Annotated in this window: 12 protein-coding genes; 5 read left to right on the top strand and 7 right to left on the bottom strand. The window is 70.7% G+C overall.

Going from position 1 to position 12,116, the window contains the following annotated elements:
* Positions 1-179 precede the first annotated feature (179 nt).
* Positions 180-2,744 (bottom strand): aminopeptidase N, encoded by a 2,565-nt coding sequence (pepN, locus tag ACIBK1_RS38390; protein ID WP_396740534.1) that lies wholly within the window; start codon positions 2,742-2,744, stop codon positions 180-182.
* Positions 2,745-2,926: 182 nt separating this feature from the next.
* On the opposite strand from pepN, the gene ACIBK1_RS38385 reads away from it, so the two are divergent.
* Positions 2,927-3,535 (top strand): mycothiol-dependent nitroreductase Rv2466c family protein, encoded by a 609-nt coding sequence (locus ACIBK1_RS38385; protein ID WP_396740532.1) that lies wholly within the window; start codon positions 2,927-2,929, stop codon positions 3,533-3,535.
* A 95-nt stretch (positions 3,536-3,630) separates the two neighbouring features.
* Positions 3,631-5,037, top strand: a complete 1,407-nt coding sequence (locus ACIBK1_RS38380) for an aldehyde dehydrogenase family protein (RefSeq protein WP_076434994.1) — start codon at positions 3,631-3,633, stop codon at positions 5,035-5,037.
* A gap of 4 nt (positions 5,038-5,041) precedes the next feature.
* Here the strand turns inward: ACIBK1_RS38380 and def are convergent, their stop codons facing one another.
* Positions 5,042-5,530, bottom strand: a complete 489-nt coding sequence (gene def, locus ACIBK1_RS38375; RefSeq protein ID WP_030509596.1) for a peptide deformylase — start codon at positions 5,528-5,530, stop codon at positions 5,042-5,044.
* Between the two features lie 108 nt (positions 5,531-5,638).
* Between def and ACIBK1_RS38370 the strand changes: the two genes are divergently transcribed.
* Positions 5,639-6,109: a ribose-5-phosphate isomerase gene (locus ACIBK1_RS38370; RefSeq protein WP_030509595.1), complete on the top strand. Its 471-nt coding sequence runs from the start codon at positions 5,639-5,641 to the stop codon at positions 6,107-6,109.
* A gap of 17 nt (positions 6,110-6,126) precedes the next feature.
* Here the strand turns inward: ACIBK1_RS38370 and ACIBK1_RS38365 are convergent, their stop codons facing one another.
* On the bottom strand, positions 6,127-6,291 hold the full coding sequence (locus ACIBK1_RS38365; protein WP_156081022.1) for a hypothetical protein: 165 nt from the start codon (positions 6,289-6,291) through the stop codon (positions 6,127-6,129).
* 117 nt (positions 6,292-6,408) lie between these two features.
* Positions 6,409-7,638, bottom strand: coding sequence for a GNAT family N-acetyltransferase (locus ACIBK1_RS38360; protein ID WP_030509594.1), 1,230 nt, complete (start codon positions 7,636-7,638; stop codon positions 6,409-6,411).
* Between the two features lie 117 nt (positions 7,639-7,755).
* Between ACIBK1_RS38360 and ACIBK1_RS38355 the strand changes: the two genes are divergently transcribed.
* On the top strand, positions 7,756-8,868 hold the full coding sequence (locus ACIBK1_RS38355) for a PP2C family protein-serine/threonine phosphatase (RefSeq protein ID WP_030509593.1): 1,113 nt from the start codon (positions 7,756-7,758) through the stop codon (positions 8,866-8,868).
* A 5-nt stretch (positions 8,869-8,873) separates the two neighbouring features.
* On the opposite strand, the gene ACIBK1_RS38350 is transcribed toward ACIBK1_RS38355, so the two are convergent.
* Positions 8,874-9,479, bottom strand: a complete 606-nt coding sequence (locus ACIBK1_RS38350; RefSeq protein ID WP_076434991.1) for a response regulator transcription factor — start codon at positions 9,477-9,479, stop codon at positions 8,874-8,876.
* Positions 9,480-9,669: 190 nt separating this feature from the next.
* Between ACIBK1_RS38350 and ACIBK1_RS38345 the strand changes: the two genes are divergently transcribed.
* Positions 9,670-10,974, top strand: a complete 1,305-nt coding sequence (locus tag ACIBK1_RS38345) for a M50 family metallopeptidase (RefSeq protein ID WP_030509591.1) — start codon at positions 9,670-9,672, stop codon at positions 10,972-10,974.
* Positions 10,975-11,005: 31 nt separating this feature from the next.
* Here the strand turns inward: ACIBK1_RS38345 and ACIBK1_RS38340 are convergent, their stop codons facing one another.
* Both ACIBK1_RS38340 and ACIBK1_RS38335 read right to left on the bottom strand, forming a co-directional pair.
* The gene (locus ACIBK1_RS38340) at positions 11,006-11,515 is read right to left on the bottom strand and encodes a DinB family protein (RefSeq protein ID WP_363528177.1); all 510 of its coding nucleotides are present in this window, start codon (positions 11,513-11,515) and stop codon (positions 11,006-11,008) included.
* A gap of 40 nt (positions 11,516-11,555) precedes the next feature.
* Positions 11,556-12,113, bottom strand: coding sequence for a dihydrofolate reductase family protein (locus ACIBK1_RS38335; RefSeq protein ID WP_396740529.1), 558 nt, complete (start codon positions 12,111-12,113; stop codon positions 11,556-11,558).
* Positions 12,114-12,116 lie beyond the last annotated feature (3 nt).

The raw sequence follows: 12,116 nt of genomic DNA, 5'->3' as shown, positions 1-12,116 counted from the left end.
CCGGGTGATCCGCGAAGCTCGCGCCGTACGACAAAAGTCCGTGATCTTGCACCCGATTCGCCCGGCCGCAAGATCACGGACTGTCTTCATGCTGGTGGAGGAGGGGACCCGCCGAATCAAGCAAGATCACCAAGGTTGACAGGGCAGCTCGGCGGGGTCCTCTGCGACAAACTACAAGATCACGCGGAGGCGTCTCGGGCTCGGGCGCGCAGTGCTCGGCTGACGCCGTCGGCGCCCTCGAGCAGCAGGCGCCGCAGCCCGTGTGGCGGCTGTGTCTCGGTGATGTGGTCCTGTGTGCGGGCCACGGTCTCCGGACGGATCAGCAGCGCGGGGTAGCAGCCGATGGCGAAGTTCTGCGCCATGTCGGAGGTCCACTCGCTCCAGATCCGCCCGATCTCCTCGAAGTACCGGTCGCCGTACGGCTCCAGCAGCTCGGGGTGCTGCGGGTCCACGAAGCCGAGGATCGTGGCGCGCAGCAGCGCGCCGCTCAGCTTCCCTCCCACGATCGTCGCCCAGGTCTCGGCCTTGGCCTCCGGGGTCGGGATCGAGGCCCGGCTGGTGGCCGCCGAGCGCTCGCCGGTCGCCGTGGCGTCCCTGGCCAGCTCGGCGTCGATGTCGGCCGCGCCGAGGACGCCGCCGGACACGAGCGACTGGATGAGCGTCCAGCGCAGGTCGGCGTCGACGGCCAGGCCCTCGGGCGCCTCGGTGCCGTCGAGCACGCCCTTGAGGAACGCCAGGTCCTCGGACGAGGTGGCGGTCGCCGCGAGGGCGTTGACGTACGCGAGCTGGTGGTCCGAGCCCGGCTCGGCCGCCGCGACGAGGCGGCGCAGCGCGCCGGCCAGCTCGGCCAGGCCGGTGGCCCGCCACGCGGGGTCGGCGTACTGCTGCACGGCCTGGCGGGCCTGGCGCAGCACGGTCTGCAGGACGGTGATGTCGCGCACCGCGTCGATGCCGGAGACCACGAGCTTGACGTAGTCGCGGGTGGCCATCTCGGCGTCCCGCGTCATGTCCCAGGCGGCCGACCAGCACAGCGCGCGGGGCAGCGACTCGGTGAACGCGGTGATCCCGCCGCCGACGAGGGTGTGCAGCGACCGCTCGTCGAGCCGGACCTTGGCGTAGGTGAGGTCGTCGTCGTTGATCAATACCAGGTCGGGCTGGACCTCGCCGACCAGCTCGGGCACGGCCGTACGCGCGCCGACGACGTCGAGCTCGACCCGCTTGGTCCTGGTCAGCACGCCGTCGCGCAGGGAGTACAGGCCGATGGCCACCCGGTGCGAGCGCAGCGTCGGGTGCTCCTGCGTGGCCTCCTGCAGCACGTCGAAGCTCAGGAACCGGCCCTCGCCGTCGGTGGTGAACGACGGCCGCAGCGTGTTGACGCCCGAGGTCTCCAGCCACTCCTTCGACCAGGACGACAGGTCGCGCCCGGAGGTGCGCTCCAGCGCCGACAGCAGGTCCTGCAGGGTGGTGTTCTTCCAGGCGTGCTCGTTGAAGTAGTCGCGCACCCCGGCGAGGAAGTTGTCGAGCCCCACGTACGCGACGAGCTGCTTGAGCACCGAGGCGCCCTTGGCGTACGTGATGCCGTCGAAGTTGACCTCGACGGCCTGCATGTCCGGGATGTCCGCGGCGATGGGGTGGGTGGAGGGCAGCTGGTCCTGCCGGTAGGCCCAGGCCTTCTCGACGTTGGCGAAGGTCGTCCACGCGCCCTGGCCCCACCGGGTGGCCTCGGCCTGGCACAGCACGGACATGTAGGTGGCGAACGACTCGTTCAGCCACAGGTCGTCCCACCAGCGCATGGTGACGAGGTCGCCGAACCACATGTGCGCCATCTCGTGCAGGATCGTCTCCGCGCGGCGCTCGATCAGCGCGTCGGTCACGCGCGAGCGGAAGACGTAGTCCTCCAGGAACGTCACCGCGCCCGCGTTCTCCATGGCGCCCGCGTTGAACTCCGGCACGAACAGCTGGTCGTACTTCCCGAAGGGGTAGCGCAGGCCGAAGACGCGGTGGAAGAAGTCGAAGCCCTGCTTGGTGACCTCGAAGATGTTCTCGGGGTCGAGGTACTGCGCGAGCGAGCGGCGCACGTAGATCCCGAGCGGGATCCCGTCGTGCTCGTCGCGCACCACCGCGTACGGCCCGGCGATGAGGGCCGTGATGTACGTCGACATGACGGGAGTCGGCGGGAAGTGCCAGCGCTTGGCGGCCTGCAGCGTGCCGTGCCGCCCGTGGTGCTCCTCCAGCGACTCGACCACGTCGGGGGCGGCGTTGGACACCACCTCCCAGTCGCCGGGGGCGAGGACGGTCAGCTCGAAGGTCGCCTTGAGGTCCGGCTGGTCGAAGCAGGCGTACATGCGGTGCGCGTCGGCCGTCTCGAACTGGCTGTGCAGGTAGACCTGCTGGTCCACGGGGTCGACGAAGCGGTGCAGGCCCTCGCCCGTGCGCATGTAGGAGCAGTCGGCGTCCACGCGCAGCTCGTTGTGCCCGGCGAGCCCCGGCAGAGGGATGCGGCCCTTCTCGGCGTCGTAGGTGCTGATGTCCAGCTCCCTGCCGTTGAGCACGACCTTCCGCACGTGCGCGCCGTGGAGGTCGATGAACGTGTCCGCCCCCTCACGGTCCGACGTGAAGTGGACCGTCGTGATGCTCTCGAACCGCTCCTCGCCCTCGGTCAGGTCGAGTTCGACCTGGTAGGACTGAACGGAGAGCAACCGAGCACGCTCCCGAGCCTCGTCCCGTGTCAGATTCCCTGCCACACCCGCTCCTCATCGCATGGTCAACGCCCCCGATCCCCGCCGCCCCGTCGCGCCAGGGATTGCATGAATCCTGCCACGCCGCGGCGACAAGGCGGATTCGAGATCGCTCCTACCTGGAATAGGAGATTTCCTGCCCGGGTTGACGACCGAGGGAACCATAGTCCGTACGAGAGGGTGTCACAGTGTCCGACCGAAAGCTTGTCGATTTCTGGTTCGACCCCGCCTGCCCCTGGGCGTGGATCACTTCGCGCTGGATCCACGAGGTGGGCGCGCTGCGTCCGATCGACGTGCGCTGGCACATCATGAGCCTGGCGGTGCTGAACGAGGACAAGGACATCCCCGCCGACTACCGCGATCGGATCAAGCAGACACTCGGCGCCGTGCGGGTGCTGGCCGCCGCCGCGGACAAGTACGGCGAGCAGGTCCTCGGCGACCTCTACACCGAGATCGGCAGGCGCTTCCACGACGAGGGGCGCGAGCGCGGCCGGGACACGATCGCCGAGGCCCTCACCGCCGCCGGGCTCGACCCGGCGCTGGTTGCCGCGCACGACTCGGAGGAGTACGACGAGGAGATCCGGCGCTCGCACGGCGAGGGCATCGACCTGGTCGGCCAGGAGGTCGGCACACCGGTCATCGCCGTCGAGGGCGCGGCGTTCTTCGGCCCCGTCGTCTCGCCCATCCCCAGGGGCGAGGCCGCCGCGCGCCTGTGGGACGGCGTCCTGCTCGTCGCCGGCACCGACGGCTTCTTCGAGCTGAAGAGGTCGAGGACCCGCGACCCGATCTTCACCTGAGATCTTCACAGGCTCCTTCACCTCGCGTGAATCCACCGGAAAGGTTTCTGCCGGAGGGCTCGCCATCTGACAACCGAGGCGCAAGGATGAGTGACATGCGTCACCTCTACGTGAACGGAGCCTGGGCCCCGTCCTCCTCCCGCGAGGCCGTCGACGTCGTCAACCCCGCGACCGAGGAGGTCGTGGACCGGGTGCCCGCCGGGGCACCCGCCGACGTCGAGGCCGCCGTCGCCGCCGCCCGTGCCGCCTTCCCGTCGTGGTCGGCCCTGGAACCGGCGGAACGCGCCGCGTTCCTGGGGGCGGCGGCCGGGCTGCTGCAGGAGCGCGCCAAGGAGATCGCGGCCACGATCGCCACCGACATGGGCGCCCCGCTCACGCTCGCGCTGAAGGTGCAGACGCTGATGCCCGCCGAGGTGCTGGCCTCCTACGCCGACCTCGCCAAGCGGTACGAGTTCGACGGCGGCCGCACGGGCAACTCGCTCGTCGTGCGGGAGCCCGTCGGCGTGGTCGGCGCGATCACGCCGTGGAACTACCCGCTCCACCAGGTGGTGTGCAAGGTGGCTCCGGCCCTCGCGGCCGGCTGCACCGTCGTGCTCAAGCCGAGCGAGGTCGCGCCGCTCGCGGCGTACGCGCTGGCCGACATCTTCCACGAGATCGGGCTGCCGCCCGGCGTGTTCAACATGGTCAGCGGCCACGGGCCGGTGGTCGGCGAGGCCATCGCCGCCCACCCGGACGTGGACATGGTCTCGTTCACCGGGTCCACCAGGGCCGGTCGCCGGGTCGCGGCCCTCGCGGCGGAGACCGTCAAGCGGGTGGCCCTGGAGTTGGGCGGCAAGTCGGCGAACATCATCCTCCCCGACGCCGACCTGGAGAAGGCGGTCAGGAACGGCGTCGCGGGCGCCTACCTCAACTCGGGCCAGACCTGTTCGGCGCTGACCCGGATGCTCGTCCACTGGGACCAGTACGACGACGCCGTGCGGCTCGCCGTGGAGGCGGCCGGCGCCTACGTCCCCGGCGATCCGTTCGCCGAGGGCACCCGCCTCGGGCCCCTGGTGTCCGCCGCCCAGCGCGACCGGGTCGTCAGGTACATCAACCGCGGCCAGGAGGAGGGTGCCCGCCTCGTGCTCGGCGGGACCGACAACCCCATGGAACGCGGCTACTACGTCGAGCCCGCGATCTTCGCGGGCGTCTCGCCCGGCATGGCGATCGAGCAGGAGGAGATCTTCGGCCCGGTGCTGTCGATCATCCCGTTCTCGTCGGAGAACGAGGCCGTCGAGATCGCCAACGGCACGCCGTACGGGCTGTCGGGAGCCGTGTGGGCGGGCAGCGAGGGCAGGGCGCTCGCGGTCGCGCGCCGCCTGCGCACCGGGCAGGTCGCCGTCAACGGCGGCCGGTTCAACACGATGGCGCCGTTCGGCGGCTACAAGCACTCCGGGATCGGCCGCGAGCTCGGCGAGTTCGGCCTGGAGGAGTTCCTGGAGATCAAGGCCATCCAGCTGTAGGACGTCAGGGCGCCTGCAGGAGGATCTTGCGGCGGTCGTCCTTGCCCAGCCGGTCGACGTACAGCGTGCCCTCGAGGTGGTCGAACTCGTGCTGGAAGCACCGGGCGAGCATGCCCCGGGCCTTGACGGCGACGGGCCGGCCGAGCTTGTCGACGCCGCGCAGGGTGACCCCGGCGGCGCGGGGGGTCGGGGCGTACAGCGGCTTGCCGGTCTCCTTGCCGGGCACCGACAGGCAGCCCTCCTCCTCGACGACCTGCTCGGTGTCGTCGATCGTCAGCTCCGGGTTGATCACGTGGCCCTTGCGGTTGCTGATGTCGTAGACGAACAGCCGCCGGCCCACGCCGATCTGCGGCCCCGCGAGCCCGACGCCGTCGGCCTGGTACATGACCGCGAACATCTCGTCGATCAGCCGGCGCAGCTCGCGGTCGAAGTCCGTCACGGGTTCGGCGGGGGTACGCAGGACCGGGTCGCCGACATACCGAAGCTCGTGCATGACACTCCTGTCAGGCCGGAGGGTGTAAGGGACGCAGGCCCATATCGGCCATTACTCTAGTGGAGCCCGGGGTCGTCCCCGCCAGAGCCTTTCTGGGAAACTTGTGGCGTGCGTGTCTACATCGGTGCCGACCATGCCGGCTACGAGCTGAAGAATCATCTTGTCTCCTGGCTCAAGGAGCAGGGCCACGACGTGGAGGACTGCGGTCCCCACGTCTACGACGCGGAGGACGACTACCCGCCGTTCGTGCTGCGCGCCGCGCAGGGCGTGGCCGGCGACGCGGGCAGCCTCGGGGTGGTGATCGGCGGCTCGGGGAACGGCGAGCAGATCGCCGCCAACAAGGTGCGGGGGGTGCGTGCGGCCCTCGCCTGGAACGAGGAGACGGCGAAGCTGGCCCGCGAGCACAACGACGCCAACGTGATCAGTCTGGGCGCCCGGCAGCACACGCCGGAGGAGGCCGCCAGGTTCGTCGCGCTCTTCCTGGCCACGCCGTTCTCGGGGGCCGAGCGACACGCCCGGCGGATCCGCCAGCTGGCCGACTACGAGACCACCGGCGAACTGCCGCCGCTGCCCGCCTGAGTGCCTCTGACGTACCTCTAGCGGGCCCCGTCCCTGTCCCGGCCCCGGCGGGGCTCCCGCCGGGGCGTCTCGTCGCGCAGCGGCCGCTGATCGGCGGCCTCCTGCTGCTCGGTCGTCGGCCGGGACACGTCACGGGCCCGCATGGCCGTGATCGCGGTGATCTGCAAACTCTGCAGCGCCATGTCCAGAAGCCTACGCGGCCCGAAGCCTACGCGGCCAGAAGGCCGCGCGCTCCCGAGACCGCGCTCTCCCAAGGCTGCGCGGTTCCACGGGTGCGCGTAGCGGCAGCCGTGCGCCGATCAGAACACCCGGCAGCCCCAGGGGGCCGGGTCCCACGCCATGGCGGCCGACAGCTCGCTCAGGGCCCCCGGCCGGTGCTCCCGCACCAGCCCGGCGTCCGCCGCCGCGCGCAGGGGCCGCCCGCCGAGGTACGCCGCGCCCAGCACGTCGACCGGCAGCGTGAGGTCGGCGGGCGCGTCCGTCGGCTCGCAGGACGCCTTGCCGGTGACGAGGCGCCGGCGGCCGGCGTTCCACGGGCAGGACTCGTCCACGATCTCCAGGACCAGGTCGGCGGGGGCCGCGTACGCGCGGGCGGACAGGGCCCGGTCCACGTCCACCAGGCGGATCCACAGGTCGTCGAACCAGATCGCGTTGAGCTGGCGGGGTTCGGCCAGCAGGTGCATGATCGGGTCGTCCACCGGCCGCCGCCCGGCATGGACGACAGAGCACAGGTCCCGGTCGAGGACGCCGCGCCAGACCAGCGCGTACGCCGCGGGATCGGCGGCCATCAGCTCCAGGAGCCGGACCTCCCCTTCCGGCACGGCGTGCTCGTTCCAGTCGGCCTTCGCCCGGAACAGCGCGTAGCCGCGCGCTCCCGTCGAATCCTCGGCGATGAGGCAGCGCAGCGGGCCCATCCCGCCACGGTCGTGCTCGGTGTCCGGGACGACCTCGGTCCGCCAGAACCCGTCGGACCTCGCGTACATGCCGGGACGGCCGGGCCGTACGGCGTCGTAGACCCGCTGAAGGGCGGGCAGCGCGTCCGCCGGGGTGGCCGTGCGCAGGCGCAGCGCGGGGTCGGCGGGGGCCGAGCGCGTGAAGGCCGACCGGTGGGTGGGGATGCGGAAGGACAAGGTGTCGGCGGCCCTGCCGTACCCGAAGCGTCCGTAGATGCCCGCCTCGCTGGCGTAGAGCGCGGCGACGGCCTCACGCCCATTCTCGTGCAGGTCGTGCAGCTGCCGGGTCATGAGCGCGGTCAGCACGCCGCGGCGGCGATGCGAGGGGAGCACGCCCACCGACGTGACGCCGGCCACGGGGATCGGCCCGCCGGGGACCGTCATCTCGAAGGACAGGGCGCCGGCGCAGCCGACCATCAGATCACCGTCCAAGGCGGACAGCAGGCGGTCGAGCTCCAGGACCTCGCGCCAGCGGTCGGCCATCTCCAGGGGGTAGGTGCCGCTGAACGCCTCGTAGTCGACGGCGACGAAGGCCGGCCACTCGGATTCCTCGATGGGGCGAACGGTGATGCTCATCAGAGCACCGTAGAAGCGGGCCGCGGCGTGAGGCGACCCAATATCCGTGCCGGATGATCTAGACGTTGGTCAAGCAGGTACCGCCACCTGGGATGTCCGGATACAGTCGAGGCCATCATGAATTCCCGTCCGGCGCCGCTGATCCCTCCTCGGCTGCGCGCGCTCCTGGCGCGTGTGCCACTTCTGGTGCCGTTGGTCCGTTTTGTTCGGAAGGTTTGGTCGAAGGACCGCTACCTCCTGGTCGCTCTCGTCATGCTCACCGTCGTGGTCGCCGTGCTCGACGCGGACGTGTCGGCGTACTGGTTCTCGCCCTCGCTGCTGATCCTCTTCACGCTGATCGGCGGCCTCCAGCTCCGGTTGCGCAGTCTCGCGCTCCTGCTGTGCGCGGTCGTGGCGGCCCTGACGTACATGGGACCGGTCAGGGGAGTGCTCAGCGTCGGGCCGGGGCTGCTCATCACGATGGCCTTCACCGCCGCGCTGGCCTGGACGATGGCCCGCACCCGCGGCAAGCTCGGCGTTCAGGGCCTGCGTGGGGACGCGATGCTGCTGGAGCTGCGCGACCGGCTCAAGCGGCAGAGCGAGCTGCCGCCGCTGCCCAAGGACTGGGGCGGCAAGGTGGTGCTGAAGCAGGCCGGGGGATCGTCGTTCGGCGGCGACTTCGTCGTCTCGATGCGGGAGGGCGACCGGGTCCAGGTGGCGGTCGTCGACGTGTCCGGCAAGGGCGTGGACGCGGGAACCCGCGCGCTCATGCTGTCGGGCACCTTCGGCGGCCTGCTCGGCTCGGTGGACGACTTCCTCGTGGCGTGCAACTCCTACCTCCATCGCCAGCTCGGCGACGAGGGGTTCGTCACCGCCGTCCACGTGGAGCTCGATCTGTCCACCGGGGAGTACACCATCACCTCGGCAGGGCACCCACCCGTGGTCCGGTTCGACTCCGGGTCGGGCACGTGGCGGGTCTCCACGGCGAAGGGCGTCGTGCTCGGCGTGGTGCCCGACCTCGCCTGCGAGACCGACAGCGGGGTGCTGCGCAAGGGCGACGCGCTCATGCTGTTCACCGACGGGCTGATCGAGCAGCCCGGCCGGGACATCGACGCCGGGCTCGACCGGTTGCTCGGCGAGGCCGAGCGGCTGCTCCCGTCGGGATTCCGCGACAAGGCCCGGCAGCTCGTGCAGTCGATGTCCTCCGGTCACAACGACGACTGCGCGCTCGTCCTGATCTGGCGCCCCTGAGCTTCCTACAGCCAGCCGGAGTCGGTCGCGATCCGCACGGCGTCGACGCGGTTGCGCGCTCCGGTCTTGACGAGGATGCGCGACAGGTGGTTGCGCACGGTGCCGACGGACAGGCCCAGCTCGGCCGCGATGTCCTTCGAGCGCCCGCCCCCCGCCGCGAGCCGCAGCACGTCGTGCTCCCTCGGCGTCAGCGGGCAGTCGGCGGCCTCCAGCGCGGCGACGGCAAGCTCGGAGTCGACGACCCGGCGTCCGGCGACCATCCGGCGGATGCCGTCGGCGAGATGCTCGGGGGCCACCTCGATGCTCAGGTAGCCGAGGACGCCCGCCGCGAAGGCCCGCTTGACGTGACCCGGGCTGGGCTGCGCCGACAGCAGCATCACCCGGCAGCGTGGCGCCTTCTCTCCCAGCCGCGCGGCCGCCGCGAGCCCGTCCACTCCGGGCAGGTCGGCGTCGACGACGGCGGCGTCCGGCCGCACGTCCAGGGCCGCGGGCACGATGTCCTCGCCCGACCCGACGTCCGCGACCACCCGCAGGTCGTCCTCCCCGTCGAGGGACGCGACGAGGCCTCGCCGCACCAACGGAAGGTGTTCGGCCACCAGGATCCGGATCAAGATGCTCCCCTCTGGACGTCTCTCAAAGGGTGATCGCCCAATTGCATACTGTCAACGAAGTGTCCCCAATCGGTCACACACGGGCAAGCCGAACCGGCACCGGAAAAGTCTTCACCCTCGTGCGGGTGGGCTACGCTCGAAGGGTGCTTCGTCCGCCAAGGCACCTTCTCCTATTCGGGGGTACGCGCTGATGAGCTGGCTCTTCGTGGCCGGATTCGGGATCCTCTTCGTCGGTCTGCTGGTCTCCATCGCCCTTCACGAGATCGGGCACCTCGTGCCCGCAAAGCTCTTCGGCGTCCGCGTGACCCAGTACATGGTCGGCTTCGGGCCCACAATGTGGTCACGCAGGCGGGGCGAGACCGAGTACGGCGTGAAGTGGGTCCCGCTCGGCGGTTACATTCGCATGATCGGCATGCTGCCGCCGCGCCCCTCCGACGAGCCCGGCAGGCTGCGCAGCGTGTCCACCGGTCCCTGGCAGGGCCTGATCGAGAACGCGCGGGCGGTCGCTTCCGAGGAGATCCGGCCGGGCGACGAGAACCGGGTCTTCTACCGCAAGCCCTGGTGGCAGAAGGTCATCATCATGGCCGGCGGCCCGGCGATGAACTTCGTGCTCGCGTTCGTGCTGTTCGCGGTCGTGATGATGGGCTTCGGCGTCCGCGAGCTGACGCCTGTCGTGTCCTCGGTGTCCAAGTGCGCCATCCCCGCCGCCGAGGCGGGGCACCGGGACTGCAAGGACAGCGATCCGCTGACGCCCGCCGCCAAGGCCGGTCTGCGGCCCGGAGACCAGATCGTCGCCGTCGGCGGCGCGCAGGTCCCCGACTGGGAGGCCGCGCAGCAGCTGATCCGGGAGCACGGCGCGGGGGTGACGACGCTCGGCATCGAGCGGGGCGGGCAGCGGACCGACGTCCAGGTCGACTTGATCGCGCAGGACATGCCCTCGCTGACCGACCCCGACAAGATCGAGAAGAACGTCGGCTTCCTGGGCGTGAGTCCGACCACCGTCGTCGTGAAGAAGGGCCCCGGCTATGTCGTCGGGCAGATGTGGGACCTGACCGAGCGCACCGCCGTCGCGATGGTCAACATCCCCAAGAAGATGGTCGGCGTGTGGAACGCCGCGTTCTCGGGCGAGAAGCGCGACCCGAACGGGCCGATCGGCATCGTCGGGGCGGGCCGCATCGGCGGAGAGATCGCCGCCTCCGACCTCTCGGTCGAGAACAAAATCGAGATCTTCATCAACCTGCTCGCCGGGCTGAACCTCGCCGTGGGCATGTTCAACCTGATCCCGCTGCTGCCGCTGGACGGCGGTCACATCGCCGGCGGGCTGTGGGAGGGCGTCAAGCGGGCGTTCGCGCGGGTGCGCCGCAGGCCCGTCCCCGGTTACGTGGACGTGGCCAAGGCGCTCCCGCTGACGTACGTCATGGCGGCCGTGCTGGTCGTCATGGGCGGCCTTCTCATCTACGCCGACCTCGTCAACCCGGTCCGCCTGTCCGGCTGAGCCCGCCCCCCCGGCCCCTCCGGGCCGGGGGCTACTCGCCCGTCGCCCCGTCGATGCGCTCGCGCAGCAGATCGGCGTGGCCGTTGTGGCGGGCGTACTCCTCGATCATGTGGCACATGATCCACCGCAGCGAGTGGTGGACTCCCTGACGGCCCGTCTTCGTCGTCGTGTCCAGGTCCGCGCAGGCCTCCTCGGCCGCCCGCGCGTGCTCGATCTCCGCGTGCCAGGTCGCGAAGGCCTCCTCGGCGGACGCGGTGTCCACGTTGTCGAACTCGCCGTCCGGGTCGTCGTCGCTGTAGTAGATGCCGCCGAGGTCCTCGCCGTTCAGCCGCCGCCGGAACCAGGCTCGCTCGACGTCGGCCATGTGCCGCACGAGGCCGAGCAGCGACATGCTGGAGGGCGGCACGGAACGTAGCCGCAGCTGCTCCTCGGTGAGGCCCTGACACTTCACGGCGAGGGTCTCACGGTGCCAGTCCAGCCAGGCGCGCAGCATCGCGCGCTCGCCCGCGACGACAGGGGGATCGATACGTGTGTCGGTCATCCCGGCATCCTGCCGTGGCTTCGGCGCGCAGTCACATCAATTAGCCCGAGGAGGCACCCGGCCGGTATTCGAGCAGGACGATGCGGGAGTCGAGGACCCTGGTGCCGGCCAGCTGCAGCCCGGTCCGGGGATAGCCGGCGTAGGCGGGCTCCCGGCCGTCGCCGCCCAGTGTGAGGGGGAAGACCATCACCCGGAGCCGGTCGACCAAGCCGAGCTCCATCAGGCTTCTCACCAGCGTGAGGCTGCCGATCGAGCGCAGCGGCACGTCCGACTCCCGCTTGAGCGCCGTGATCCGCTCGGCGAGATCGCCGCGTACGAGCCGGGTGTTCCTCCAGATGAGCGGCTCTCGCAGGGTATTGGAGAAGACGGCCTTCGGCAGGTCGTTCATCCGGGTGCTCGCCTCGTCGGTGGCCTCGGACGAGATCGCCGCCAGCGCCTCGTAGGTGACGCGTCCCATGAGCATCAGCTGCGGCTGCTCGGTCGCCTCGCGTATCCAGGCGTCGAGGCCGGGACCCGAGTAGCCGAAGAAGGCGCCCACGTCCACGCCCGCGGCGAAGCCGTCCACCGACACGAACAGGTCCGCTATGAGTTCAGCCACTGG

Source organism: Microbispora rosea (assembly GCF_044460045.1).
Classification (GTDB): domain Bacteria; phylum Actinomycetota; class Actinomycetes; order Streptosporangiales; family Streptosporangiaceae; genus Microbispora; species Microbispora rosea.
This window is presented reverse-complemented; position numbering and strand designations above follow the sequence as displayed.